The organism is Comamonas sp. FG99, from assembly GCF_057808605.1.
Map to the genome: position 1 here is coordinate 87,714 of NZ_JBMDII010000017.1, position 24,606 is coordinate 112,319.

At 70.1% G+C, this 24,606-nt stretch carries 23 protein-coding genes; 13 read left to right on the plus strand and 10 right to left on the minus strand.

Annotation, left to right across the window (positions count from 1 at the left end; translation table 11 throughout):
- Window positions 1–28 precede the first annotated feature (28 nt).
- Window positions 29–511 carry a CreA family protein gene (locus tag ACODRX_RS13455; RefSeq protein WP_488872016.1) on the plus strand — a complete coding sequence of 161 codons (483 nt, stop codon included), beginning with the start codon at window positions 29–31 and terminating at the stop codon, window positions 509–511.
- Window positions 512–517: 6 nt separating this feature from the next.
- On the opposite strand, the gene ACODRX_RS13460 is transcribed toward ACODRX_RS13455, so the two are convergent.
- Window positions 518–1,333 (minus strand): DNA-binding transcriptional regulator, encoded by an 816-nt coding sequence (locus ACODRX_RS13460; RefSeq protein WP_488872017.1) that lies wholly within the window; start codon window positions 1,331–1,333, stop codon window positions 518–520.
- A 233-nt stretch (window positions 1,334–1,566) separates the two neighbouring features.
- Between ACODRX_RS13460 and ACODRX_RS13465 the strand changes: the two genes are divergently transcribed.
- From ACODRX_RS13465 to ACODRX_RS13505, 9 genes are all read left to right on the plus strand, one after another.
- Window positions 1,567–3,366, plus strand: a complete 1,800-nt coding sequence (locus ACODRX_RS13465) for a bifunctional 3-(3-hydroxy-phenyl)propionate/3-hydroxycinnamic acid hydroxylase (RefSeq protein ID WP_488872018.1) — start codon at window positions 1,567–1,569, stop codon at window positions 3,364–3,366.
- Between the two features lie 5 nt (window positions 3,367–3,371).
- A complete protein-coding gene (locus ACODRX_RS13470) occupies window positions 3,372–4,346 on the plus strand; it encodes a 3-carboxyethylcatechol 2,3-dioxygenase (protein ID WP_488872019.1) in 975 nt (324 codons plus the stop codon).
- Between the two features lie 28 nt (window positions 4,347–4,374).
- Window positions 4,375–5,157: a 2-keto-4-pentenoate hydratase gene (mhpD, locus tag ACODRX_RS13475; RefSeq protein ID WP_488872020.1), complete on the plus strand. Its 783-nt coding sequence runs from the start codon at window positions 4,375–4,377 to the stop codon at window positions 5,155–5,157.
- Window positions 5,158–5,207: 50 nt separating this feature from the next.
- Window positions 5,208–6,182 (plus strand): Bug family tripartite tricarboxylate transporter substrate binding protein, encoded by a 975-nt coding sequence (locus ACODRX_RS13480; protein WP_488872021.1) that lies wholly within the window; start codon window positions 5,208–5,210, stop codon window positions 6,180–6,182.
- A gap of 20 nt (window positions 6,183–6,202) precedes the next feature.
- The gene (locus ACODRX_RS13485; protein ID WP_488872022.1) at window positions 6,203–7,150 is read left to right on the plus strand and encodes an acetaldehyde dehydrogenase (acetylating); all 948 of its coding nucleotides are present in this window, start codon (window positions 6,203–6,205) and stop codon (window positions 7,148–7,150) included.
- A 14-nt stretch (window positions 7,151–7,164) separates the two neighbouring features.
- The gene (gene dmpG, locus ACODRX_RS13490) at window positions 7,165–8,184 is read left to right on the plus strand and encodes a 4-hydroxy-2-oxovalerate aldolase (protein WP_488872023.1); all 1,020 of its coding nucleotides are present in this window, start codon (window positions 7,165–7,167) and stop codon (window positions 8,182–8,184) included.
- 40 nt (window positions 8,185–8,224) lie between these two features.
- A complete protein-coding gene (locus tag ACODRX_RS13495) occupies window positions 8,225–9,088 on the plus strand; it encodes an alpha/beta fold hydrolase (protein WP_488872024.1) in 864 nt (287 codons plus the stop codon).
- A gap of 92 nt (window positions 9,089–9,180) precedes the next feature.
- Window positions 9,181–9,645, plus strand: a complete 465-nt coding sequence (locus ACODRX_RS13500) for a MarR family winged helix-turn-helix transcriptional regulator (protein WP_488872025.1) — start codon at window positions 9,181–9,183, stop codon at window positions 9,643–9,645.
- A complete protein-coding gene (locus ACODRX_RS13505) occupies window positions 9,642–11,657 on the plus strand; it encodes an FUSC family protein (RefSeq protein WP_488872026.1) in 2,016 nt (671 codons plus the stop codon). The genes ACODRX_RS13500 and ACODRX_RS13505 overlap by 4 nt, the downstream gene beginning before the upstream one ends.
- Before the next feature lie 50 nt (window positions 11,658–11,707).
- Here ACODRX_RS13505 and ACODRX_RS13510 read toward each other — a convergent pair whose 3' ends face one another.
- A complete protein-coding gene (locus tag ACODRX_RS13510; RefSeq protein ID WP_488872027.1) occupies window positions 11,708–13,969 on the minus strand; it encodes a xanthine dehydrogenase family protein molybdopterin-binding subunit in 2,262 nt (753 codons plus the stop codon).
- Window positions 13,970–13,985: 16 nt separating this feature from the next.
- Window positions 13,986–14,447 carry a (2Fe-2S)-binding protein gene (locus ACODRX_RS13515; RefSeq protein ID WP_488872028.1) on the minus strand — a complete coding sequence of 154 codons (462 nt, stop codon included), beginning with the start codon at window positions 14,445–14,447 and terminating at the stop codon, window positions 13,986–13,988.
- A gap of 143 nt (window positions 14,448–14,590) precedes the next feature.
- Here ACODRX_RS13515 and ACODRX_RS13520 point away from each other — a divergent pair, with 143 nt between their 5' ends.
- Window positions 14,591–15,499 (plus strand): LysR family transcriptional regulator, encoded by a 909-nt coding sequence (locus ACODRX_RS13520; protein WP_488872029.1) that lies wholly within the window; start codon window positions 14,591–14,593, stop codon window positions 15,497–15,499.
- Between the two features lie 11 nt (window positions 15,500–15,510).
- Here ACODRX_RS13520 and ACODRX_RS13525 read toward each other — a convergent pair whose 3' ends face one another.
- Together ACODRX_RS13525 and ACODRX_RS13530 are read right to left on the minus strand one after the other, a co-directional pair.
- The gene (locus ACODRX_RS13525; protein WP_488872030.1) at window positions 15,511–17,136 is read right to left on the minus strand and encodes a gamma-glutamyltransferase family protein; all 1,626 of its coding nucleotides are present in this window, start codon (window positions 17,134–17,136) and stop codon (window positions 15,511–15,513) included.
- Window positions 17,137–17,150: 14 nt separating this feature from the next.
- The gene (locus ACODRX_RS13530) at window positions 17,151–18,098 is read right to left on the minus strand and encodes a Bug family tripartite tricarboxylate transporter substrate binding protein (RefSeq protein WP_488872044.1); all 948 of its coding nucleotides are present in this window, start codon (window positions 18,096–18,098) and stop codon (window positions 17,151–17,153) included.
- Between the two features lie 148 nt (window positions 18,099–18,246).
- Here ACODRX_RS13530 and ACODRX_RS13535 point away from each other — a divergent pair, with 148 nt between their 5' ends.
- Window positions 18,247–19,188, plus strand: coding sequence for a LysR family transcriptional regulator (locus ACODRX_RS13535; RefSeq protein WP_488872031.1), 942 nt, complete (start codon window positions 18,247–18,249; stop codon window positions 19,186–19,188).
- Here ACODRX_RS13535 and ACODRX_RS13540 read toward each other — a convergent pair.
- Window positions 19,175–20,155: a Bug family tripartite tricarboxylate transporter substrate binding protein gene (locus tag ACODRX_RS13540; protein WP_488872032.1), complete on the minus strand. Its 981-nt coding sequence runs from the start codon at window positions 20,153–20,155 to the stop codon at window positions 19,175–19,177. The two genes, ACODRX_RS13535 and ACODRX_RS13540, sit on opposite strands and share 14 nt — an antisense overlap.
- A gap of 5 nt (window positions 20,156–20,160) precedes the next feature.
- Window positions 20,161–21,249, minus strand: coding sequence for an adenosine deaminase family protein (locus ACODRX_RS13545; RefSeq protein ID WP_488872033.1), 1,089 nt, complete (start codon window positions 21,247–21,249; stop codon window positions 20,161–20,163).
- Between the two features lie 71 nt (window positions 21,250–21,320).
- Between ACODRX_RS13545 and ACODRX_RS13550 the strand changes: the two genes are divergently transcribed.
- Window positions 21,321–22,226 carry a LysR family transcriptional regulator gene (locus tag ACODRX_RS13550; protein WP_488872034.1) on the plus strand — a complete coding sequence of 302 codons (906 nt, stop codon included), beginning with the start codon at window positions 21,321–21,323 and terminating at the stop codon, window positions 22,224–22,226.
- A gap of 1 nt (window position 22,227) precedes the next feature.
- On the opposite strand, the gene queC is transcribed toward ACODRX_RS13550, so the two are convergent.
- The 3 genes from queC to ACODRX_RS13565 are packed head-to-tail and all read right to left on the minus strand — an operon-like array spanning window position 22,228 to window position 24,505.
- Window positions 22,228–22,932: a 7-cyano-7-deazaguanine synthase QueC gene (queC, locus tag ACODRX_RS13555; RefSeq protein ID WP_488872035.1), complete on the minus strand. Its 705-nt coding sequence runs from the start codon at window positions 22,930–22,932 to the stop codon at window positions 22,228–22,230.
- A gap of 15 nt (window positions 22,933–22,947) precedes the next feature.
- Window positions 22,948–23,757, minus strand: a complete 810-nt coding sequence (locus tag ACODRX_RS13560; protein WP_488872036.1) for an alpha/beta fold hydrolase — start codon at window positions 23,755–23,757, stop codon at window positions 22,948–22,950.
- A 4-nt stretch (window positions 23,758–23,761) separates the two neighbouring features.
- Complete coding sequence (locus tag ACODRX_RS13565; RefSeq protein ID WP_488872037.1) at window positions 23,762–24,505, minus strand: 16S rRNA pseudouridine(516) synthase; 744 nt, start codon at window positions 24,503–24,505, stop codon at window positions 23,762–23,764.
- Between the last annotated feature and the right edge of the window lie 101 nt (window positions 24,506–24,606).

Below are 24,606 nucleotides of genomic sequence, written 5' to 3' on the forward strand. Positions count from 1 at the left end.
GGCAGCTCTCTTTTTTAAACTACACGCCATGAAACCCCTCACCCTCCGCCATGCCGCGGCCGCCCTGCTGTGCTGCGCCGCGCCCTGGGCCGCGGCGCAGACCATAGGCTCGGTGGACACCGTCTTCAAATGGATAGGCCCGGACCACAAGATCGTGGTCGACGCCTACGACGACCCGCAGGTCTCGGGCGTCACCTGCTATGTCTCGCGCGCCAAGACCGGCGGCGTCAAGGGCGCGCTGGGCGTGGCCGAGGACCGGGCCGAGGCCTCGATCAGCTGCGTGCAGACCGGCCCCATCCAGATCGGCAAGCCGCTCAAGAAGCAGGACGAGGTCTTCAGCGAGCGCATCTCGCTGCTGTTCAAGCGCCTGCGCGTGGTGCGCATGGTCGACGCCGAGCGCAACACCCTGGTCTACATGACCTACTCCGACCGCGTCATCGAAGGCTCGCCGCAAAACAGCGTCACGGCCGTGCCCGTGCCGAGCACCACGCCCATCCCGCTGGGCAAGTAGGCAGCCTCACTCCAGCCAGGGCCGGGCGTCGCGCCCGATGCGCAGCGCCAGCCGGCGCAGGCGCGGCAGGTAGCGGCGCTGCAGCTCCTGCGGCGAGACGGCCTGGCGCGGATAGACCAGGTTGATGGCGCCCAGCAGCCGCCGGCCGCTGCGCAGCGCCACGGCCACCGCCGCGAACTCGGCCTCGCGGGCCCACTCCCCCTCGTTGGTCGCATAGCCGCGCGCCAGCGTCTCGCGCACTAGCGCATCGACCGCCGCCGTATCGCGCGCCATCGCCCCCACCGCATCCGCGCGGCGCGCCAGCAGCGAGAGCAAGGCCTCGCGCTCGCTGGCCGAGCAGGCCGCCAGGTAGGCGCGGCCCAGCGCGGTGAAGAACACCGGTATCTGCTCGCCGATCATGCCGCGGTGCTGCGACAGGCGGCTGAAACGGTGCGTGCTCTCGCGCACCACCATGAAGCCCGCCTCCACCATGCCCAGGTCGCAGGGCCACAGCAGGTCGGGCACGGCCGCGCGCATCAGCGGCAGCGCCACCTGAGCGATCCAGGCATCGTCCTCGAAACCCTCGCTGAGGCTGCGCACCTCGAAGGTCAGGTAGTACTGGCCCTCCTTCTCGGCGCGGCGCACGAAGCCTTCGGCGCGCAGCGTCTCCAGCAGCCGCTTGACCGTGGTGCGGTGCACGCCGCAGGCCTGGGCCAGGGCCGTGGTGCTGGCCTGCCCGCCGGGGGCGCGGTTGAGCGCGCGCAGCACCGCCAGGCCGCGCGCCAGGCTGCGCACGTCCTTGTAGTCCCGCTCGGGCAGTGGCTGCAGGCGCTGGTCGGTCATGGGGAAAAAGCCGGTGCCGGGCAGTGTAGCGCGTTCACCGCGCCAGCCGCTGCCGGGCGCGGGGCCGAAACCTGGAAAAGCAGGCTGAATCAAGGGTAAACCCATGGCCTGATGTGCACCAGGTGCACGCAGTTCGCAGATCTGCCGGCCCTGCCCACAATGCGCAGCCATGGACGGCGCGGCGCCCGAAAACCCGCGCCACGGCATTGCAAAGCGGAGACAAGGAAGCCCCCATGGACAAGACAGCAGACACCCCGGCGCAGGCACAGCCATTCGACGTCGCCATCATCGGTGCAGGCCCCGTGGGCCTGACCCTGGCCAACCTGCTGGGACAGGCCGGCGTGCGCACCTTGGTCGTCGAAAAGCTGGACCGCATCATCGACTACCCGCGCGCCATCGGCATCGACGACGAGTCGCTGCGCACGCTGCAGGCCGCCGGCCTGTCCGCGCAGGTCGAGGCCCACATCACGCCCGACCACTGGATGCGCTTCTACACCGCCGCGGGCCAGTGCTTCGCCTCGATCGAGCCGCGCACCGACGAGTTCGGCTGGTCGCGCCGCAACGCCTTCATCCAGCCCCAGGTGGACGCCATCCTCCACCAGGGCCTGGCGCGCTTCGAGCATGTGCAAGTGCTGTTCGGCCGGGAGCTCGCGCACTTCACGCAGGACGACGCCGGCGTGAGCCTGCAGCTGCAGGCCGCGGACGGATCGCGCCAGGCGCAGCGTGCCCGCTTCATGGTGGCCTGCGACGGCGGCAACAGCGGCGTGCGCCGCGCGCTGGGCATCCCCTTCGAGGGCCGCACCAAGCCCAACCAGTGGATCGTGGTTGACGTGCGCAACGATCCGCTGGGCACGCCCCACATCGGCATGCACTGCGACCCCGAGCGCCCCTACGTCTCGGCCGCGCTGCCGCACGGCATCCGCCGCTTCGAGTTCATGGTCATGCCCGGCGAGACCGAGGAGGAGCTGTCCCGGCCGGAAAACCTGGCCCAGCTGATGCGCAAGGTGGTGGCCGACCCCGACAGCCTCGACTACATCCGCAAGCGCGTGTACACCCACAACGCCCGCCTGGCCGACCGCTTCCGCGCAGGCCGGGTACTGCTGGCCGGCGACGCGGCCCACATCATGCCGGTCTGGCAGGGCCAGGGCTACAACAGCGGCATGCGCGATGCGAGCAACCTGGCCTGGAAGCTGGCCCTGGTGGCCAAGGGCCAGGCCGGCGAGGCCCTGCTCGACAGCTACGGCCAGGAGCGGCGCGACCATGCGCGCAGCATGATCCACCTGTCCGAGGTGGCCGGCGACATCTTCGCGCCCGAAAGCCGCACCGCCGCGCGGCTGCGCGACACGGTGATGCTCGCGCTCAACGCGGTGCCGCCGGTCAAGCAGTACTTCGCCGAGATGCGCTTCAAGCCCATGCCGCGCTACGAACAAGGCGTGGTGCTGCACCAGGCGGCCACGGCGCAGCGGCCCGCGCCGCTGCTCGGCGGCCTGCTGGAGCGCTCGGGCGACACCCCGCTGGGCCGGCTGTTCGGCCTCATGGCCGAGAAGAAGGACTCGCCGCTGGGCCGCCTCGTCCACGGGCTGGAGGCCAGCGCGCCCAGCCCGGTGGGCCGCATGTTCATCCAGCCCCGCGTCACCGACGCCCAGGGCCAAAGCCTGCGCCTGGACGACGCCATCGGCGCGCGCTTCGCCATCATCGCCTGGGGCACGGACCCGGCGCACGGCCTGGACGACAGGGCGCTGGCCTTCTGGCGGCGGCTCGGTGCGTGCCTGGTCCGCGTCATGCCCCCGGGGCAGCTCGGGCACTGCCCGCCCGCGCGCGACGGCGTCATCACCCTGGGCGATGCCCAGGGCCGCCTCAAGGAATGGTTCGGCCGGCAAAGCCGCTCCATCGCCTTCGTGCGCCCCGACCGCTTCGTGGCGGCCCTGGCCTCGCCGCAAGAGGTCGGCGCGGTGACCGCCGAGCTGGCGCGCCTGCTGCACACCCCGCTGGCCCCGGCCGCCGCACAGCGCTGCGCCGCACTGCAGGACTGAACGCCATGGACACCACCGCCATCGCCCGCGCACGGCGCGCCTTCCTGGGCATGTCGCATTCGCCGCTGCTGGGCCTGAACCCCGTGGACGCCGAAGACCAGCACGCGCTCGACGCCGCCACCGGCGCGGCGCGCGCAGCCGTCCACGCCTTCGCGCCCGAGCTGGTCGTGCTCGTGGGCCCCGACCACTACAACGGCTTCTTCAACGCGCTGATGCCGCCGCTGTGCCTGGGCACCCAGGTGCGCGCCGTGGGCGACTACCTCTCGCCCGCGGGGCCGCTGAACGTACCCGGGGAGCTGGCGCTGGCGCTGGCCACGCACCTGATGGATGCGCACATCGACATCGCCGTCTCGCGCCGCATGGAGGTGGACCACGGCTTTGCCCAGGCCCTGCAGCAGCTGTGGGGCGACGACCTGGCGCAGACCCCGCCCGTGCTGCCGCTGTTCCTCAACGCCGTGGCCCAGCCCGGCATCGCGCGGCTGGCGCGCTGCCGCACGGTGGGCGAGGCCCTGGGCCGCTTTCTCGACGGCCTGCCGCAGCGCACGCTGCTGATCGGCTCGGGTGGCCTGTCGCATGAGCCGCCCGTGCCCACGCTGGCCCACCCCGACCCGGCGGTGCGCGAGCGCATCACCGTCGGCGCCGCGCCCACGCAGGCCGAGAAAGCCGCCAAGACCGAGCGCGTCATGGCCGCCGGCATGGCGCTGGCGCGCGGCGAAGCCTGGATGAAGCCCCTGAACCCCGCATGGGACCTGCGCTGGATGCGCGCCATGGCCTCGGGCGACCTCGCCGCCCTGTGCCGCGACAGCGAAGCCTCGATCGACGAGCAGGCCGGCCGCTCGGCCCACGAGTCCAAGACCTGGCTGGTGGCGCGCGCCGCCCTGCCCCAGCGCCCCGGGCTGCCCTGCCCGGTGAACGCCTACCGCGCCGTGCCCTCGCTGATCGCGGGCTATGGCGTGATGTTCATGCACACCGCCGACTGATCCTTCCACCACTATCCCTTGCTGCGCCATGCACACCACCGAACAGATTGAGACCTGGGCCCGCCGCCTGCGCGAGGCCGAACACGGCGCCCGCCCCATCGCGCCGCTGCGCGGCGAGATCGCCGACGAGGCCAGCGCCTATGCCGTGCAACTGGCCAACGTGCGCCACGCGCAAGGCCAGGGCCGGCGCATCGTGGGCCGCAAGATCGGCCTGACCTCGCCGGCCGTGCAAAAGCAGCTGGGCGTGGAGCAGCCCGACTTCGGCACCCTGTTCGCCGACATGGTCTATGGCGACGACGAGCCCATTCCCATGGCCCGCACCCAGCAGCCCAAGGCCGAGGCCGAGGTCGCCCTCGTGCTCTCGCGCGAGCTGGACCTGCGCGACGCCACCGTGGCCGACGTCATCGCGGCCACGGCCTATGTGCTGCCCGCCATCGAGATCGTCGGCAGCCGCATCGCCGACTGGGACATCCGCTTCGTCGACACCGTGGCCGACAACGCCTCCAGCGGCCTGCTCGTGCTCGGCGCCGTGCCGGTGAAGCTCGATGGGCTGGACCTCAAGCTCTGCGACATGCGCATGCAGCGCAATGGCGACACCGTATCCACGGGCTCGGGCGCGGCCTGCCTGGGCCACCCCCTCAATGCCGCCGCCTGGCTGGCGCGCAAGCTGGCCGCGCTGGGCCAGCCGCTGCGCGCGGGCGACCTGGTGCTCACCGGCGCGCTGGGCCCCATGGTGGCCGTGCAGCCCGGCGACCGCTTCGAGGCCCATATCAGCGGCGTGGGCACGGTGCGCGCGCGCTTCGGCACCTGAAAACCATCCCCCCCAAAGACGAGCAACGACACCACCAGGAGACAACATCCATGTGCAACCGACGTACCCTCACCCGCCTTCTCTTCATGGCGCTGGCCGGAGCAGTCCTGCCGGCCCAGGCCCAGAACTTTCCCAGCCGGCCGCTGACCATGGTCGTGCCCTTTCCGGCCGGCGGCATCACCGATACCGTGGCCCGCGCGCTGGCCCATAAGATGGGCGAGCAGCTGGGCAAGCCCGTGGTCGTGGACAACCGGCCCGGCGGCGGCGGCCAGATCGCCGCGGCCCATGTGCGCCAGCAGCCGGCCGACGGCCATACCCTCTACGTGGCGGCAACCGAGATGTTCGCCATCAACCCCACGCTGTTTCGCCGCTTCTCCTATGACCCGGTCAAGGACTTCACGCCCATCACCTCGCTGATCGCCTCGCCGCTGGTGCTGGTCGTGCCCGCCAACAGCCCGCTGCACAGCGTGGCCGAGCTGGTGCGCCAGGCCAAGGAGCGCAAGGGCGGCCTCAACTATGCCTCGCAGGGCATGGGCTCGATAGGCCATCTGCTGGGCGAGACCTTCCGCGGCCAGGCCGGCGGCAGCTACCGCCATGTGGCCTACAAGGGCTCGACCCCGGCCCTGCAGGACGTGATGGGCGGCCAGGTGGACTTCATGTTCGATCCGGTGATCACCACCGCGCCGCTGATCGCGGGCGGCAAGCTCAAGCCGCTGGCCATCGCCGCCGACAAGCGCTCGCCCCAACTGCCCCAGGTGCCGACGCTGCGCGAGCTCGGCATCGCCGGTGTGGATGCGGGCGTCTGGTTCGGCGCCGTGGCCAAGGCCGGCACGCCGGCCGCCGTGGTGCAGCGGCTCAACGAGGCCATCCTCAAGGCCATGCAGGACCCCGAGGTACTCAAGCGCTTCGCCGAACAGGGCATGCAGCCCTTCCCCTCCACGCCCGCGCAGTTCGGCAGCTTCATGCAGGCCGAGATCGCGCGCTGGGCACCGCTGATCAAGGCCAGCGGCGCCTCCATCGACTGAGCCCTGAAGGAGCAGCAGACATGACCCGCAAACTCAAGGCCGCCATCATCGGCAGCGGCAACATCGGCACGGATCTGATGATCAAGATCCTGCGCCACGGCCAGCACATCGAGATGGCCGCCATGGTCGGCATCGACCCCGCCTCCGACGGCCTGGCGCGCGCCGCCCGCATGGGCGTGGCCACCACGCATGAAGGTGTGCAAGGCCTCACCCGCATGGCCGAGTTCGCCGATATCGACTTTGTGTTCGATGCCACCAGCGCCAGCGCCCATGTCCAGAACGACGCCTTGCTGCGCGCGCTCAAGCCTGGCATCCGCATGATCGATCTCACCCCCGCAGCCATCGGCCCGTACTGCATCCCGGTGGTCAACGGCAACGCGCACCTGGATGCGCCCAACCTGAACATGGTCACCTGCGGCGGCCAGGCCACCATCCCCATGGTGGCGGCGGTGTCGCGCGTGGCCAAGGTGCACTATGGCGAGATCGTGGCCTCGATCTCCAGCAAGAGCGCCGGCCCTGGCACGCGCGCCAATATCGACGAGTTCACCGAGACCACGTCGAAGGCGATCGAGGTGGTGGGCGGCGCCACCAAGGGCAAGGCGATCATCGTGCTCAACCCCGCCGAGCCGCCGCTGATCATGCGCGACACGGTCTACACGCTGAGCGCGCCGGCCGACGAGGATGCGATCGCCGAGTCGGTGGCGCAGATGGCCGCCGCCGTGCAGGCCTATGTGCCGGGCTACCGCCTCAAGCAGGCGGTGCAGTTCGAGCGCATCGCCGCGCCGATCCGTATTCCGGGCGTGGGCGATGCGCTCACGGGCCTGAAGACTTCGATCTTCCTGGAGGTCGAGGGTGCGGCCCACTACCTGCCGGCCTATGCCGGCAATCTGGACATCATGACCAGCGCCGGCCTGCGCACGGCCGAGACCATGGCCGCGCGCATGCTGGCCGCCACCGTGGCCGCCTGAGGAGACGAGACACCATGCAAGCATCCAAGAAGATCTATATCTCGGACGTGACGCTGCGCGACGGCAGCCACGCCATCCGCCACCAGTACAGCGTGGCGCAGGCCCGGCAGATCGCCCAGGCGCTGGACGAAGCCAAGGTGGATTCCATCGAAGTGGCCCATGGCGACGGCCTGCAGGGCTCCAGCTTCAACTATGGCTTTGGCGCGCACACCGATCTCGAATGGATAGCCGCCGTGGCCAGCGTGGTCAAGCACGCCAAGATCGCCACGCTGCTGCTGCCGGGCATCGGCACCGTGCACGACCTGAAGAACGCCTACGACGCCGGCGTGCGCGTGGTGCGCGTGGCCACGCATTGCACCGAGGCCGATGTCTCGCGCCAGCATATCGAGTACGCCCGCAAGCTGGGCATGGAGGCCGTGGGTTTTCTGATGATGAGCCACATGACCGAGCCGCAGGCGCTGGCCCGGCAGGCCAGGCTCATGGAGAGCTATGGCGCCACCTGCTGCTATGTGGTGGACTCGGGCGGCGCGCTGAACATGAACGATGTGCGCGAGCGCTTCCGGGCCTTCAAGGATGTGCTCCAGCCCGAGACCCAGACCGGCATGCACGCGCACCACAACCTGAGCCTGGGCGTGGCCAACTCCATCGTGGCGGTGGAGGAAGGCTGCGACCGGGTGGACGCCAGCCTGGCGGGCATGGGCGCGGGTGCGGGCAATGCGCCGCTGGAAGCCTTCATCGCCGCCATCGACCGCCTGGGCTGGAACCATGGCACCGACCTGTACAAGCTGATGGATGCGGCCGACGACATCGTGCGCCCGCTGCAGGACCGGCCGGTGCGCGTGGACCGCGAGACGCTGGCGCTGGGCTATGCGGGGGTGTACAGCTCGTTCCTGCGCCACAGCGAGGCGGCGGCGGCACGCTACGGCATCAAGACGGTGGACATCCTGGTGGAGCTGGGCCGCCGCCGCATGGTGGGCGGCCAGGAGGACATGATCGTCGATGTGGCTCTGGACATCCTCAAGCAGCGCGCCTGATGCGCCCCCCCTCTGCACTCCCACCCTCCAAGGCATTTCCATGAACACCAGCATCACCGAAGAGGCCACGAGCCGCTTCATCACCATCACCGAAGACGGCCTGCCGCTGCGGCTGCATTACAACGACGTCGGCCAGGGCGGGCAGACCGTCGTCCTGCTGCACGGCTCGGGGCCGGGCGCCAGCGGCTGGGCCAACTTCCACCGCAACATCGAGCCGCTGGCTGCGGCCGGCTACCGCGTGCTGCTGCTCGACTGCCCGGGCTGGAGCAAGAGCGACAGCATCGTCAGCACCGGCTCGCGCTCCGACCTCAACGCCCGCTGCCTGCGCGCGGTGCTCGACGGCCTGGGCATCGAGGGCCGCGTGCACCTCATCGGCAACTCCATGGGCGCGCACAGCGCCGTGGGCTTCGCGCTGGCCAACCCCGAGCGCACCGGCCGCCTGGTGCTCATGGGCGGCGGCACGGGCGGCCCCAGCCAGTTCGTGCCCATGCCCACCGAGGGCATCAAGCTCATCGGCGCGCTCTACCGCGAGCCGACGGTCGAGAACCTCAAGCGCATGATGAACGTCTTCGTCTACGACGCGAGCAGCCTCACCGAGGCTCTGTACGAACAGCGCCTGGCCAACATCCTCGCGCGCCGTGACCATCTCGAAAACTTCGTCAAGAGCCTGCAGGTCAACCCCAGGCAGTTCAGCGACTACGGCCACCGCCTGCACGAGATCCGCGCCCAGACCCTGGTCATCTGGGGCCGCGATGACCGCTTCGTGCCGCTGGATGTGGGCCTGCGCGTGATCTGGGGCATCCCCGACGCCGAGATGCACATCTTCAACCGCTGCGGCCACTGGGCGCAGTGGGAGCATGCACCGGCCTTCAACCGCATGGTGCTGGACTTCCTCGCGCGCTGAATCGTCGCGGTACCCAGGGAATATTCCCTGATTAAATGCACATTCAATTAGTTTGTATTGCAAATTAATTGAATGTCAAAGATAATCTCGGCATGTCATTTGCCGCAGCCCCACCCCGCGCCCGACTCGGATTCCTGATGGTCACCCTGGTGCGCCAATGGCGCCGCCAGGTCGAGGAGCAACTGGCCTGCGACGGGCTGACCGACGCCACCTGGGCGCCGCTGATCCACCTGCGCGCCTGGGGCGACGGCGTCACCCAGAAGGAGCTGGCCGAGCGCGTGGGCCTCGATGGCTCCAGCCTGGTGCGGCTGCTCGACATCCTCGAAGGCCATGGCTGGGTGGAGCGCCGCGCCGACCCCGGCGACCGGCGCAGCAAGCGCATCTTCCTGACCGCCGCCGGCAACCAGGCCGTGGACCGCGTGCGCGCCACCATGCTGCAGGCCGAGCTGGCCATGCTGCAGGACCTGGACGATGCCGAGGTGCAGGCCATGCTCTCGGGCCTGGCCAAGATCCAGGCGCGCATGGCCGCGCTGCGCGCCGAGGGCCAGCCATCGTGAACGCACTGCACCATGCCTACGGCCGCCTGCTGGAGGCGGCGGCACGCTGGGGCTTCGACGCCGCGCGCCTGCGCCAGCACCTGCGCACCGCCTTGGCCGCCTGCCTGGCCCTGCTGGCCGCCTGGCAGCTGGGGCTGGAGCATCCCCAATGGGCCGCGATGACCGTCTGGGCCGCGTCGCAGCCGCTGCGCGGGCAACTGCTCGAAAAGAGCTTCTACCGCTTCGCGGGCACCATCGCCGGCACGGCCGTGGGCGTGGGCCTGGTGCTGCTCGCCCAAGGCAGCCTGCCGTGGCTGGTGCTGGGCCTGGCCGCCTGGCTCGGCCTGTGCGCGGGCATCGGCAACCTGCTGCGCAGCTTCATGGCTTACGGCACCATGCTGGCCGGCTATTCGGCGGCCATGGTGGCCCTGCTCGACACCGCCCACCCGGAGCGGGTCTTCGCGCTGGGCTGGGACCGGCTGTTCACCGCGCTGACGGGCGTGCTCGCGGCGCTGCTCGTGGGCTGGCTGTTCACCCCCCGCGGCGGCGAGATTCCGGGCAATACCGAGATCCGCCAGCAGCTGGCGCGGCTGCTGCGCGAGCTGGCCGACGGCTTCCAGGCGCACGGGCGCAGCGCCATCGGCGCTCAGGAGCTGGCACAGCGGCTGCTGGCCATCGCGGTGATCGAGGAAGGGCTGGAGCCGCATGCCGCGGGCTCACAGCGCTCGCGCGAGGCCGTGCGCGCGCTGCGCCGCCTCATGAACGCCCAGGTCTCCGCCCTGCTGTGGCTGCGCGACGCGCCGCTGCTGCAGCCGCCCGCCGATTTCGGCGCAACCCAGGCCCGCGAGGTGGCCGCCGCGCTGCGCGAGGCCGCCCAGGCGCTGGAGACCGAGCCCCAGCTCCTGCGCGCGGCGCAGGCTCTGGCCCGGGCACGCGACAGCGCCGCGCCCTGGCAGCTGGCGGCCGACATGCTCACGCCGCTGGGCCTGGCGCTGCAGGCCCACCTGGCGGCCAGCGGCGCTGTGCACCATGGCGTGCGCAATCACCCGCATCATTACCCACACCATTGGCCTGTGGTGCTGCACAGCGACTGGCTGGGGGCGCGCCGTGCCATGCTGCGCGCGGCCTCGTCCAGCGCCCTGGTCGGCCTGCTCTGGATCGCCACGGGCTGGAGCGGCGGCGCCTACATGCTGCTGGGCATGGCCATCATGCTGACCGTGTTCTCCGGCTCCGAGAACCCGGCGGCGGCCATGCGCCATGTGACGCTGGGCCAGGCCATCGGCGTGCTCGTGGCCCTGGCCTGCCAGTGGCTGGCCTGGCCCTTCGCCAGCAGCCAGGCGGGGCTGGTGTGGCTGACGCTGCCTTTCATCTTCGTCGGCGCGCTGCTGTTCTCGCACCGGCGCACCATGCTCTCGGGCTACGACTGCAACATGGTGCTGCTGCTCCTGCTGCAGCCCCACTACCCGCAGACCGCGAGCTTCGGCCATGCGCTGGCGCTGGGGCTGGCGGTGGTCTCGGGCCCGCTCGCGGGCTGGGCCGCCTACCGCTTCATCCTGCCGGTCACGCTGCAGGGGCGGCTTGAGCGCCTGCGCACCATGATGGTCCGCGAACTGCAGGCCATGGCCGCCACCCGCCGCCACGCCCAGAACGGGCGGGTCTGGCGCGCGCGCCTGTACCACCGCCTGCTGCGCCTGGTGCGCATGGCCGAGCAGGCCGGCGCGCAGCGCGGCGCCCAGGCCGCCGAATGCGGGCTGGCCGCGCTGCACGTGGGCCACGCCATCCAGGCATTGCACGGCCTGGCGGCAGACCCCGCCCTGTGCCGCGGCACCGCGCGCGCGGTGCGCGCCGCGCTGCGGCGCCTGCAGCGGCTGCAGGCTGCGCCCCAGGCCTGCGTGCCGCCGCTCAACGCCGTCGCCCGGCGCGTGGCCGCCAGCCACCCCGAGCCCGCGCGCCGGCTGCGCCAGGCGGCCCACGAGATCACCGGCTACCGGGATTTCTGGGCGCAGCGGGCATTGCCGGAGAGTGCCGCATAGGGCATCGCCCAGAGCGCGGGCGTGCGCGCCACAGCATCAAGCCGCGGGCGTCAGGCCAGCTTGAATGGCAACTGCCGCAGGCTCTTGCCCGTCAGCCACGCCAGCGCATTGGCAAAAGCCGGCGCCAGCGGCGGCACGCCCGGCTCGCCCATGCCGGTCGGCGCATCGGCGCTGGGCACGATGTGCACCGCAACGGCCGGCATGTCGGTGAGGCGGGCCACGGTGTAGTCGTTGAAGTTGCCCTGCTCCACCACGCCGTCCTTGAAGGTGATGGCCGCGCCGGGCAGGCAGGTGCCCAGCGCCATCAGCGCGCCGCCCTGCACCTGCGCTTCCACGCTCTTCGGATTGACCGCCAGGTTGCAGTGCACGCCGGCGGTGACCGCATGCAGCTTCGGCGTGCCGTCCTGCACCGAGACCTCGACCACATAGGCCACGACCGACTCGAAGGACTCGTGCACCGCCACGCCCCAGGCCCGGCCCTGCGCCAGCTGGCGCTTGCCGTAGCCGGATTTGTCCACCGCCAGCTGCAGCGCGGCGCTGTGGCGCGGGTGCTTGCTGCCGAACTGCTTGAGGCGGTACTCGACCGGATCGAGCTTGGCCGTGCGGGCGATCTCGTCGATCAGCGTCTCCATCACGAAGGCGGTGTGGGTCGAGCCCACGCTGCGCCACCACAGCACCGGCGCGTTCAGCACCGGATGGTGCACCGACAGGCGCATGGGCAGGTCGTAGGGCTCCCTCATGCCTTCGACGGCCGTGCTGTCCACGCCATCCTTGACCATGAAGCCCTCGAAGGCCGTGCCGTGGGCGATGGACTGGCCGACGATGACATGGTCCCAGGCCAGCACCCTGCCCTGTTCGTCGAAGCCGATCTCGGCGCGGTGCAGGTGCATGGGGCGGTAGTAGCCACCCTTGACATCGTCCTCGCGGCTCCACACCAGGCGCACCGGCGCATCCACGCCGGCTGCGCGCGCGGCCTTGGCGATCTGGCAGGCCTCGGCCACGTAGTCGCTGCCGGGCGTGGCACGGCGCCCGAAGCCGCCGCCCGCCATCTGCACATGCACCCGCACATTCTTGGGCGCCACGCCCAGGATGCGCGCGGCCGTGGCCGCCTCCCAGCCCGGCGCTTGCGTGCCCAGCCACAGCTCGGCCTGGGCCGACGCACCCTGGCCGGTCAGGCGCACCGTGCAGTTGAGCGGCTCCATGGGGGTGTGGGCCAGGTAGGGAAACAGATACTCCGCACTGATCTTGTGCGGCGCGCTGCCGAGCTTGGACACATCGGCGTCGTACTTGAGCGCACCGGGCTTTTGCGCCAGCTCGCGGTACTGGGCAATCTGCTGGGCCGAATCCACCTTGCCCAGCGATGCGGTATCCCACTCGAGCTTGAGCGCATCGCGCCCCAGCTTGGCGGGCCAGTAGCCATCGGCCACCACGGCCACCGTCTCGCCGCCATGCACGCTCGGTATGCGCAGCACGGCGCGCACGCCCTTGATGGCCTTGGCAGCGCTGTCATCCACCGAGGCCGGCTTGCCGCCATAGATGGGAGGGTGCGCCACCACGGCAGTGAGCATGCCTGGCAGCCGGGTGTCTATGCCGTAGGCCTGGTTTCCGCTGGACTTGGCGCGCGCATCGATGCGGCCGGTGGGCTGGCCGATGATGCGGAAATCCTTCGGCTCCTTCAGCGTGACGGCCTGCGGCACGGGCAGCTTCATCGCGGCATCGGCCAGCTCGCCATAGCCCAGCTTCTTGCCGCGCGGGCCGATCACCTGGCCGGACTGCGTGCGCAGCGAGTCGGCCGGCACGCCCCAGCGCCGGGCCGCGGCCGCCACCAGCATCGCGCGGGTGCGCGCGCCGAGTTCGCGGTACTGGGTGTATGAATGCTTGATCGCGGTGGAGCCGCCGGTGAGGTGAAAGCCCATCACCGGGTCCACATAGGCCGGATCGGCATTGCCGTGGTTGCTGCGCACCTGGGACCAGTCGGCGTCCAGCTCCTCGGCCAGCACCATGGGCAGGCCAGTCTGCACGCCCTGGCCGAAATCCAGCCGGTTGATGGTGACGGTGACAATGCCGTCGCGCGCAATCTTCACGAATGCGGCAGGCTGCTGCGTAGGCTTGAGGCCGCCATTCGCGGCCTCGCCGCCGGCCTGGGCCAGCACGCCGGCCGGAAAGGCGCCCAGCGCAAAGCCCGATGCGGTGGCGAGCTTGAGAAAGCTGCGGCGCGATGCGCCACTGCAAGCGCAAGCCGCCTCGGCGTCATCAAGCAGCGGGCGCAGGCCGCGCGGCAGATCCTGGAGCATGTCGGTGGTGAAATGCATGGGGCGCTCCTCGGGTTCAGGCCAGGGTCTTGGCCGCGTCATGGATGGCCGCACGGATGCGGGCGTAGGTCCCGCAGCGGCAGATGTTGCCGGCCATGGCGGCGTCGATATCGCCATCGCTGGGTGCCTTGTTGCCCTTGAGCAGCGCGGTGGCGCTCATGATCTGGCCGCTCTGGCAATAGCCGCACTGGGCCACGTCGTGGCGCACCCATGCGTCCTCGACGGCCTTGCCCACCTTGTCGGCGGCCTGCGCCTCGATGGTGCCGAGCTTCTGCCCCGCGGCGGCCGAGATGGGCGTGATGCACGAGCGGATCGCCTGCCCGTTCAAGTGCACCGTGCAGGCACCGCACATGGCCATGCCGCAGCCGAACTTGGTGCCCTGCAGGCCCAGCGTATCGCGCAGCGTCCAGAGTATGGGGGTGGATGGATCGACGTCGACCGAAGTCGGCTTGCCGTTGAGGGTGAATTTCACGGGCATGGGGCGTTCTCTTTCTGGTTGCAGGGCCCACCACGGCACACATCGCGTGCGCGGGGGTGGCGAGCAGTGTGCCGCAGCTCGTTTGAAAGAAAAAGATAGCCTATCTACGTAAGTTATCAAGTTTTGCTTAAAAATAAAGCCCCATGAAGCCCGAGATCCTGGCCTCGCTGGCGGCCTTCGAGCAGGTGGCCCAGCACCGCAGCCTCACCTATGCCGCGCATACTCTGGGCGTAACGCCGGCCGCCCTGTCGCAGACCATCAAGAAGCTGGAGGCGCGGCTCGACGTGCGCCTGTTCGAGCGCACCACCCGCAGCGTGAACCTCACCGAGGCCGGCCGAGCCTATCTGGAGCGCGTGGCCCCCGCGCTGGCCAGCCTGCGCAGCGCCACCGAAGACCTGCAGAGCAGCGCCGGCGTGGAGGGCGGCACGCTGCGCCTCACGCTGGCCCATCCCGCCGGCCGTGTGCTGGTGGAGCCGCTGCTGGCCGAGTTCTTTGCGCGGCATCCGCACATCGCGCTGGAGCTGGTGTATGACGACGGCTTCGTCGACATCGTGCGCGAGGGCTTCGATCTGGGCATACGCATCGGCGACTCGCTGGAGGGCGACATGATCGCGGTGCGGCTGACGCGCGAATTCCGCCTGTGCTGCGTGGCCGCGCCCGGCTACCTGCAGGCCCATGGGCAGCCGCAGCACCCCGACGAGCTGCAGCGGCACCGCTGCATCAACTACCGCATGCGCAGCAGCGGCGCGGTCTACAAGTGGGAGTTCACGGTGGATGGTGCGCTGACCGAGCGCGCGGTGCATGGGCCGCTGGTGGTCAACCACTGGGAAGCCGGCCTGCAGGCCGCGCTGGGCGGCGTGGGCCTGGCCATGGGCTGGAGCGAATCGATGGCGCCGCTGCTGCAAAGCGGCGCGCTGGTCGAGGTGCTGGCGCCGTATCGCGCCAGCTTTCCGGGCTTCTATGCCTACCACCCGCAGCGCGCGCACCTGCCGGTCAAGACCCGGGTGTTCCTCGACTTCCTGAAGCAGCGGCTGCCCGCCATCACTGCCTGACGCTCGGCCCGCTACAGCGCGGTCTGCAGCGCCACGCCGTCGCGCCCCGGGTCGGCGCCGCCCTGCAGCCCGCCAGCGGCGATGCGGATGCCATGCACCCAGCCAATGGTGTAGTTGTAGGGGTTGCGCAGCACTTCGTAGCCCTGCTCCTGCAGCACGCGCGTGGTGTAGCGCGGGATGCGGTTGCAGACGTCGATGGCGTTGCTGGTGGAGGAGAAGCGCGGCGCGGACACGGCCTGCTGCATGTCCATGCCGAAATCGAGCACGTTGACGATGGCCTGCAGCACGCCCATGGCGATCTGGGTGCCGCCGGGCGCGCCCAGCACGATCTCGGGCATGTCGCCATTGGCGCCGCCAAAGACGATGCTCGGGCACGACGAGGTGAAGCGGCTCTTGCCCGGCGCGATGCTGCCGGCACGGCCCGGGCGCGGATCGAACACGCCCATGCAGCCGTTGTAGAAAAAGCCCATGCCCGGCGTCATCACGCCCGAGGGCATGGCCAGCGAATGCGTCATGGCCACGCAGTTGCCGTCGCCGTCCACCACGCTCAGGTGGGTGGTGTCGCGCGGCACCACCGCGCCCGGGTTCACCCGCACCACGCTGGCCTTGTGGCCGGCGCGGATGCGCGCGGCCGCCTCGCGCGCCCGGTCCTTGGACAGCAGCTCGCCCAGCGGCACCTCCACAAAGCGCGGATCGCCGATGAAGCGGTCCTTGGCCACGGTGGCCAGCTTCATCGCTTCGCACACGGTGCGGATGTACTCGGGCGTGTTGTGCCCCAGCTCGCACAGGTCGAACTGCTCCAGCAGGTTCAGCATCTGCAGCAGCATCGCGCCGCCGCCAGGAGGCTGGTTGGTGGTCACGCGCCGGCCGCGGTAGCTGCCTTCGAGCGGCGCCAGGCGCTGCACGTCGTAGCCGGCCAGGTCCTCCAGCGACACCAGCGCGCCCTGGGCCTGCAGGTCGGCAGCCATGCGCTCGGCCAGCGCGCCGGTGTAGAAGACCTCGGCGCCGTCGGCGGCGATCTGCTCCAGCACCCGCGCCATGCCGGGGTTGGCCAGCGGCGTGCCGGTGGGCTTGGGGCTGCCGTCGGCCCGGCAGTACAGCTGCCGGCCCTCGGCCGAGTACAGCAGCCGCTCGCGGTTGCTGACCCGGCCCATCGCGGGCTCGTCCATCCAGAAGGTGTACATGCCCGGGCGCACGAAAAAGCCGTCCGCCGCCCAACGGATCGCGGGTTCCACCACGGCCGCCCAGGGCAGCGTGCCATGGGCCTCGTGCATGCGCTGCAGCCCGCGCAGGGTGGCCGGCACGCCGATAGACTGCGGGCCGATGTCGTTGACCCGGCCCTTGAGCACGAAGCCGAAGCCGTCGCGCGCCTCGCCTTCGAGCAAATGCTCCCACATGCCGGGCCGCGCCGCGCGGGGTGCGGGCGAGTGGAAGTCGAAATACTCGTGCGCCCGCCCCGGCAGGTAGACCGCCGCGGTACCAAAGCCGGCGATGCCGCACATCAGCGGATCGACCACCGTCTGCGCCAGCGCCGTGGCCACCGCCGCGTCCACGGCGTTGCCGCCCTGGCGCAGGATCTCGATGCCCGACTCCGCCGCCTCGGGCTGGGCGCAGCAGACCATTGCTTGTTTCGCCATCGTGCCGCTCCGGTTCACTGGGCCGAGAGCTTGAGCTCGGAGATCGCGTCGGCCCAGGTGGCCGAGTCGCGCCTGGCGGTTTCCATCAGCTGCCCGGACGGCCCCTCCATCGCGATCGTGGCCATGGTCTTGAGCCGCTCCTGCACGCGCGGATCGCGGTGGAAGGCCGCGATCGTGGCATGCAGCCGGGCGATGATCTCGGGCGGCGTGCCGGCCTTGACCGCAATGCCGCTCCAGCCCAGCGAATCGAAGCCCTGCAGGCCGAGCTCGCGGGCGGTGGGCACCTCGGGCAGCTCGGGCATGCGCCGGGGCGCGAACAGCGCCAGCGGCACCACCTTGCCGGCCTTGATCTGCGGCAGCGCGGTGCCCAGCACCGGCGCCATCAGCTGCACGTCGCCGCTGGCCAGCGCCAGCAGCCCGTCGGTCTCGCCCTTGTAGGGCACATGGGTCATCTGGATGCCGGCGCGCTTTTGCAGCAGCTCCACCGCCAGGTGGGTCGAGTTGCCCAGGCCGGCAGACGAGAAGTTCAGCGCGCCCGGCTGCTTTCTGGCCTGGGCCACCAGGTCCTGGAAGCTCTTGATGCCCGACTTGGGGCTGGCCACGAGCACGAAGGGCACGGTGGTCAGCATGCCCACGCCCGCGAAATCGGTCAGCGGGCTGTAGGGCAGCGGCTTGTAGACGAACTGGTTGAGCACCATCTGCGACACGCCGGCAAAGAACAGCGTGTAGCCGTCGGCCGGCTGCGCCAGCACCGCCTGCGCCGCGATGATGCCGCCCGCGCCCGGCTTGTTCTCCACCACCACCGAGCCGCCCAGCTGCTTGGCGGCGATCTCGGCCCACAGGCGCGCGATGGTGTCGGAGCTGCCGCCCGCCGCCTGCGAGATCACCAGCCGCACCGGCCGGCCCGGATAGGCAGCCTGCGCCCCCGCCAGCACAGGCATACCGGCCGCCGCAGCGGCCATCGAAGACAGGGCCAGACGGCCGAATTCACGACGCTTCACAAAAACGCTCCTTGCATGAGAAAACACTAATTCCTTCAACCCGGAATTATTGGAGTTTTCCCATGAAATTCATTGCGAAATTCCGTGATGAATACATTAGCATTTACTCATGCATGAAGCCGTTGAAACCATCGCCTGGGCGCGCCGCCTGAAGATTCGCCACCTGGAGTCGCTGCTCATCCTGAAGGATGCCGGCACGCTCACCGGGGCCGCGCAGCGCATGCACATGACGCAGTCGGCCATGTCGCACTGGCTGCTGGAGCTGGAGAACCTGGCGGGCACGCCGCTGGCGCTGCGTGGGCGCAAGCTGCAGTTCACGCCGGCGGGCGAGGCCCTGCACCGGCTCGCGGTCCGCGTGCTGGGCGAGGTGTCGCGCGCCCACACCGAGCTGGACGCGATTGCCGCGGGCCTGTCGGCGCGGCTGCACATCGGCAGCATCTGGGCCGGCGTGGCCCACCTGGTGCCGCAGGCCATGGTGGCCTTCCAGCGCAGCCATCCCTCGGTGGCGCTGCAGATGACCGAGGCCGCGTTCAACGAACTGCTGGCGGGGCTGGAGCAGCGCGATCTCGACCTGGTGGTGGGCAGCATCGACGCCCGGGCCTTCGGCCCGCACCTGCAGCACGAGCTGCTGTTCGAGGACGATATCTGCGTGGTCGCCGGCCCGCACCATCCGCTCGCCCAGCAGGCGCGAGAGCACAGCCTTGCGCAGCTGATGCATTGCCCCTGGATCATGCCGCCCAAGGGCACGCTGATGCGCACCCAGCTCGATGCCGCGATGCTGGAGCACCAGGGCTCCTGGGTGCGGCCCATGGTGGAGACCGCCACCATCACCACCTTGCAGACCGTGCTGCAGGCCACCGACTACATCGGCGCCTGCTCGGGCGCCATGGCCCGGCACCTGCAGGCGCTGGGCCTGCTGCGGCTGCTGCCGCTGGCGCGGCCCATTCCCTTCGGCCCGGTCGGCGTGGTCTGGCGCCGCGAGAGCGAGCACGGGCAGGTGGCGGGCTTCGTCGATGCGCTCAGGCGCATCGCGGCGCTCAATCGGCCTTGATGCGCGCCGCCTTCACGATCTGCGCGTAGCGGGCCTGCTCGCCCTGCACGAACTGGCCGAACTGGGCCGGCGTGCCGCCGCCGGCCGCCACCGCGCCCTGCTCGGCCAGCTTGGCCTTCACCTCGGGCATGGCCAGCACCGCGTTGACCTCGTGGTTGAGCTTGTCGACCACGGCCGCGGGCGTGCGCGCCGGCGCGAAGAGGCCGGCCCACGACACCATCTGGTAGCCCTTGAGGCCAGGCGTCTCGGCCACCGCGGGCACGTTGGGCAGCTCGGGCAGGCGCTGGGCCGAGGTCACCGCCAGGGCCTTGAGCTTGCCGGCCTGGATCTGGGGCATCGCGGTCACGCTGATCAGCATCGCCAGATCCACCTGGCCGCCGGCCACGTCGGTCACGATCTGGCCGCCGCCCTTGTAGGGCACATGCACGAACTGGGCCTTGGCCTGCTCGCTGATGCGCTCCATCGCCAGGTGCAGGATGGTGCCTATGCCCGAGGTGGCATAGCTGATCTTGCCGGGCTCCTTCTGCGCCAGCTGGATGGCGTCGCCCAGGCTGGCGGCCGGCAGGCTGCTGCGCGCCACCAGCACCAGCGGCGCGGTGTTGACCATGGCGACCGGCGCCAGGTCCTTGAGCGCGTCGTAGCGCACCGCTGCGGGGTTGACGAGCTTGGCGATGGCGATCGGGCTGTCCGCCCCCATCACCAGCGTATAGCCGTCGGCATTGGCATGCACCGCCTTGTTCACGCCGATGGCGCCGCCGGCGCCGGCCACGTTGTCCACCACCACCGACTGCTTGAGGCGCTCGCCCAGCTTCTGCGCCAGCAGACGCGCGGTGGCATCCACGCTGCCGCCGGCGCTGAAAGGCACGATCAGCGTGATCGGGCGGGCCGTGGGCCAGGCGGAATCGGCCGCATGGGAAGCTGTGGCCAGCAGCACGGAGGCCAGGGCGAGGGAGAGTTTCTTGAACATGGTCGTCAGGCTTGCAGGGAGGATTGGGGATTCAGCCGGGTGCACAACGCATCGAATTCGGCGCTCCACTCGGCGCGCAGCGTGTGCTTGTCGCATGCATCGATCCAGGCGGCATCGATGCCGTTGAACATGAAGCCGCGCAGCTCGGCCACCGAAAAGCCGAAGTCGCACACCATCATCGACCAGGCGCCGGTGGGCGTCACATGGTGCAGCGTCGGATCGTCGGTATTGGGATGCACGCGGATGCCCAGCTCTGGCATGCGCCGGATCGGGTGGTCCAGCGCCCAGCGCTCGGGTGCCAGCGTGCGCAGGTAGTAGGAATTGGTGGGCACCACGGTGAAGACGATGCCCTGCTCGGCGCAGCGCGCCGCCAGCTCCGGGTTGTCCACCACGGTATAGCCGTGGTCCACCCGGTCCACCTGCAGCAGATCGAGCGCGGTCTGCAGGTTGTGCCAGGGCAGGCCGAACTCGCTGGCATGGGCCGTGGTCTTGAGGCCGTGGCGGCGGGCCAGCGCATAGGCCTGCGCGAACAGCTCGGGCGGGCGGTCGTTTTCGCGGTAGTCGATGCCGATGCCGGGCACATCGTCATGGCGGTGCTGCAGCATCCACTCCACCATCTGCAGCGCGGCCGCGGGCGGGGCCTCGCGGTCGATCGCCGGCACCAGCCGGCCATGGATGCCATGGTCGCGCCGCGCATCGGCGGCGCCGGCCAGGATCGCGGCCTGCGCCTGGCCATAGCCCATGCCGGAGCATTGCACGGTGCCGGTGGGGTTCCAGAAGAACTCGGCATAGCGCACACTGTGCGCGGCGGCATCCTGCAGGTATTCGTAGGTGATACGGTGCAGGTCGTCGGGCGTGCGCAGCAGCCACTGGTCAAGCGCCCGCAGCACGCGCAGCACGCCGACGGGCTTTTCGCCGCGGGTGTAGAAGGCCTCGATCTCTTCCTGCGAAACCGGCGCCTTGGCGCGCCGGGCCAGGTCGCTGAAGGTGTGCTTGCGCACGCTGCCCAGCAGGTGGCAGTGCAATTCCATCTTGGGCAGGGCCTGGGCAAACGCGGTCAGCGCAGGCGTGGCGGCTTGTGGGGCGGCATTCATGGCCACGCATGGTAGGCCATGGCTTGCTATCAGCAAAATGATTTAACCTGATAGGTCTATCATTCACTCTTATGCAAAACCTGCGCGCCCCCACTCTGCGGCAGCTGCGCGCCTTCCTGGCCGTGGCACAGCACGGCAGCTTCAGCCAGGCAGCCCAGGTACTGGCGCTGTCGCAGCCGGCCATATCGGCCAGCGTGCGCGAGCTGGAGCTGCTGCTGGGCGCCACGCTCATGGACCGCGGCCCGCACCATGTGGCGCTGACCGAGGCCGGGCGCGCGCTGCACGACGATGCGGCCTGGCTGGTGGCCAGCTTCGACCGCGGCGTATCGCACATGCACGCGCTGCTGCGCAGCGGCCTGCAGACGGTGCGCATCGCCTGCCTGCCTTCGGCCATGCACCTGCTGGCGCCGGCGCTGGCGCAATGGGAGCGGCGCCATCCGCAGGTGCGCGTGCAGGTGAGCGATCCGCTGCACGACGAGCTGATCGCCGGGCTGCGCGGCGGCGAGGTGGATATCGGCATCTCCACCGAACTCGACATGCCCGAGGGCCTGCACGCCACGCCGCTGGTCGAGGATGAGCTGGTGGTGTTGCTGCCCGCCGGCCATCGCCTGGCCGGCGCCTCGGGCGGCCTGCGCTGGAAGGCCCTGCGCGGCGAGCGCCTGGCGCTGTTCGCCCGCGGCAGCACCTACGAGCTGGCCGTCGCCACGCTGCGCCAGCAGCGCATCGGGATGGAGGGCGCACTGCGCATGCGCTACAGCGAGTCGCTGTACAGCCTGGTGCAGTCGGGCCAGGCCGTGGGCGTGATCTCGCGGCTCTACACCCAGGGCGTGGCCACGCCGGCGCTGCAGGTGCGGCCGCTGATCGCGCCGGTCATCAGCCGGCGCCTGGCCTTGATGCTGCGTGGCGAGCCTGCAGCGCAGCGGCCCTGGGTGGCGGCCTGCCAGGCCTTTCTGTGCGAGGCGCTGGCCGGACGGTGAATCAGCCGGGCCGGGCTGCCCGCCAGCGCGCCCAGCCCTTGGCGCGCAAGGCGCAGGCGGGGCAGCTGCCGCAGCCCCAGCCCCAATCGTGGCGCTGGCTGCGGTCGCCTTCGTAGCAGGTATGGCTGTCCTGCACGATCAGCTCCACCAGCGGCTGGCCGCCCAGCTGCCAGGCCAGCTCCCAGGTCTGGGCCTTGTCGAGCCACATCAGTGGCGTCTCGATGTTCAGCCGCCGCTCCAACCCCAGGTTCAAGGCCACCTGCAAGGCCTTCATGGTGTCGTCGCGGCAGTCGGGATAGCCGGAGAAATCCGTCTCGCAGACACCGGTCACCAGCACCTGCAGCCCGCGGCGGTAGGCCAGCGCGCCCGCCAGCGTCATGAACAGCAGGTTGCGCCCCGGCACGAAGGTATTGGGCAGCCCGTCGGCCTGCATGGCAAAGGCCACGTCGTCGGTCAGCGAAGAGCCGCCGATCTGGCGCAGCACATCGAGCGACAGCACATGGTCTTCGCCCAGCCGAGGGGACCATTGCGGAAAATCGGTGCGCAGCCGGCCCAGCACCTGCAGGCGGGCCTGCATTTCGACACTGTGGCGCTGCCCGTAGTCGAAGCCCAGGGTCTCGACCCGCTGGTAGCGGCCGAGCGCATGCGCCAGGCAGGTAGTCGAATCCTGCCCGCCAGAGAAAAGCACCAGTGCAGAGGTATGCATAGTCTGTGGGAATTGCTATTCGATCGGCGCCAGGAAGCCGGCCATCAGCGCCAGCACCGCATCCGCCCGCTCGCGGTGCGGCACATGAAAGGTATCGTCCATGATGGCCAGCTGGCTGGGGCCGGCGCTGAGATCGACGATCATCTGCGGCTGGGCCACGGAGCCGTACTCATCCTGCGCGCCATGGATGGCCAGCAGTGGGCAGCGCACCGCGGGCAGCACCGGGGCCAGCGACCAGGAGGCGAATGCCGGCTCCAGCCAGGTTTCGGTCCAGGCATCCAGCACCCAGCGCGCCTGGTCGCCATGGTATTTGCGCAGGCGCTCGACCTGCTGCTCGTCCTGGAACCAGGCCTTGGCCTCGCGAATGCCCTGCAGGGTGCGCGCTTCCACCATCGCCTGGGCCGATTCGGTAACCAGCGCGACGCAGTCCCCGGCAAAGGCTGCCGCGCAGTGCACCGCCATGCCGCCGCCCACGCTGTGGCCGAAGGCGACAAAACGCCCCAACCCCCAATGCGCGCGCAGCGCCGGAAAAAAACTCCTGGCCTCATCCGCGACGAAATCCAGTGCCAGGCCGCCGGCACGCGCAGCCGAGCGCCCGAAGCCCCAGCGGTCGTAGGCCAGTACCTGGCGCCCGGTGCGCGCCGCCAGCGCGGCAGGAAAGTCCCGCCACAGCTCGGTGCAGCCCAGCGAGTCATGGAACAGCACGATGGGCGCCTTGCCGGGGGCAGCCGTTGCCGGCGTCCAGCTGCGCACGAACAGCCGGGCCTTCGGGGTGGCTATCCACGCTTCATCGGCCTTGAACGGCCCCTCGGCAGAAAAACCCATTGCATTACCCTTTTTCGTTCAGCGACGCCAACTCGCCCTCGGACAGCCAGCGCCATCCGCCCGGCGGCAGATCCGCCGGCAGGCGCAGCTGGCCGATCTGCGCGCGGTGCAGCGCCTCGACGCGGTTGCCCACGGCCGCCAGCATGCGCTTGACCTGGTGGTACTTGCCTTCGGTCAGCGTCAGGTCCAGATCGCATTCACCGCTCTGCACACAAGCGGCGGCCCGCACGGGCTGGGGATCGTCGTCGAGAATAACACCAGCCAGCAGCTGCTCCACCTGCCGGGCCGTGATCGGGTGCTTGGCATGCACCTGGTACAGCTTGGGCACCTTTTTCTTGGGCGAACTCATGCGGTGGATGAACTGGCCATCGTCGCTGAGCAGGATCAGCCCCGTCGTGTCCTGGTCCAGCCGGCCTATGGCCTGCACCCCGGTCACGCCCTTGCTCGGCCGCTGGCGCAGCGGCGCCGGCAGCAAGGTATAGATGCTGGGATAAGCCGACGGCTTTTGCGAACATTCGGTGCCGGCAGGCTTGTTGAGCAGCAGGTAGGCCTTTTCGTGGTACTCCCAGTCGATCCCCTGCACGCGAAAGCGCAGCCCCCGGGGCTCGATGTCGAGCATGGGATCGGTGCATGGCAGCCATTGCGAAGCCGCCGCATCCAGCAAGGCCACATGCCCCTGCTGCACCAGGCCAAAGCACACGCGGCGTATGCCGAACCCTTGGGAATAGAGAATGTCTTGCAGCACCATGGTCTGGCTCCTCGGGAATCTCCAAAGACAAAACCCCCCGGCCGATAGGCGCGGGGGGTATTGCGGTTGTAGAAGCCTGACGATGACCTACTTTCACACGG

Bases quoted from the DNA above. Each gene is read 5' to 3' on its own strand.
- ACODRX_RS13455 (WP_488872016.1), top strand. From the start codon at position 29: ATGAAACCCCTCACCCTCCGCCATGCCGCGGCCGCCCTGCTGTGCTGC.
- ACODRX_RS13460 (WP_488872017.1), bottom strand. From the start codon at position 1,333: ATGACCGACCAGCGCCTGCAGCCACTGCCCGAGCGGGACTACAAGGAC.
- ACODRX_RS13465 (WP_488872018.1), top strand. From the start codon at position 1,567: ATGGACAAGACAGCAGACACCCCGGCGCAGGCACAGCCATTCGACGTC.
- ACODRX_RS13470 (WP_488872019.1), top strand. From the start codon at position 3,372: ATGGACACCACCGCCATCGCCCGCGCACGGCGCGCCTTCCTGGGCATG.
- mhpD (WP_488872020.1), top strand. From the start codon at position 4,375: ATGCACACCACCGAACAGATTGAGACCTGGGCCCGCCGCCTGCGCGAG.
- ACODRX_RS13480 (WP_488872021.1), top strand. From the start codon at position 5,208: ATGTGCAACCGACGTACCCTCACCCGCCTTCTCTTCATGGCGCTGGCC.
- ACODRX_RS13485 (WP_488872022.1), top strand. From the start codon at position 6,203: ATGACCCGCAAACTCAAGGCCGCCATCATCGGCAGCGGCAACATCGGC.
- dmpG (WP_488872023.1), top strand. From the start codon at position 7,165: ATGCAAGCATCCAAGAAGATCTATATCTCGGACGTGACGCTGCGCGAC.
- ACODRX_RS13495 (WP_488872024.1), top strand. From the start codon at position 8,225: ATGAACACCAGCATCACCGAAGAGGCCACGAGCCGCTTCATCACCATC.
- ACODRX_RS13500 (WP_488872025.1), top strand. From the start codon at position 9,181: ATGTCATTTGCCGCAGCCCCACCCCGCGCCCGACTCGGATTCCTGATG.
- ACODRX_RS13510 (WP_488872027.1), bottom strand. From the start codon at position 13,969: ATGCATTTCACCACCGACATGCTCCAGGATCTGCCGCGCGGCCTGCGC.
- ACODRX_RS13515 (WP_488872028.1), bottom strand. From the start codon at position 14,447: ATGCCCGTGAAATTCACCCTCAACGGCAAGCCGACTTCGGTCGACGTC.
- ACODRX_RS13520 (WP_488872029.1), top strand. From the start codon at position 14,591: ATGAAGCCCGAGATCCTGGCCTCGCTGGCGGCCTTCGAGCAGGTGGCC.
- ACODRX_RS13525 (WP_488872030.1), bottom strand. From the start codon at position 17,136: ATGGCGAAACAAGCAATGGTCTGCTGCGCCCAGCCCGAGGCGGCGGAG.
- ACODRX_RS13530 (WP_488872044.1), bottom strand. From the start codon at position 18,098: ATGGCCGCTGCGGCGGCCGGTATGCCTGTGCTGGCGGGGGCGCAGGCT.
- ACODRX_RS13535 (WP_488872031.1), top strand. From the start codon at position 18,247: ATGCATGAAGCCGTTGAAACCATCGCCTGGGCGCGCCGCCTGAAGATT.
- ACODRX_RS13540 (WP_488872032.1), bottom strand. From the start codon at position 20,155: ATGTTCAAGAAACTCTCCCTCGCCCTGGCCTCCGTGCTGCTGGCCACA.
- ACODRX_RS13545 (WP_488872033.1), bottom strand. From the start codon at position 21,249: ATGAATGCCGCCCCACAAGCCGCCACGCCTGCGCTGACCGCGTTTGCC.
- ACODRX_RS13550 (WP_488872034.1), top strand. From the start codon at position 21,321: ATGCAAAACCTGCGCGCCCCCACTCTGCGGCAGCTGCGCGCCTTCCTG.
- queC (WP_488872035.1), bottom strand. From the start codon at position 22,932: ATGCATACCTCTGCACTGGTGCTTTTCTCTGGCGGGCAGGATTCGACT.
- ACODRX_RS13560 (WP_488872036.1), bottom strand. From the start codon at position 23,757: ATGGGTTTTTCTGCCGAGGGGCCGTTCAAGGCCGATGAAGCGTGGATA.
- ACODRX_RS13565 (WP_488872037.1), bottom strand. From the start codon at position 24,505: ATGGTGCTGCAAGACATTCTCTATTCCCAAGGGTTCGGCATACGCCGC.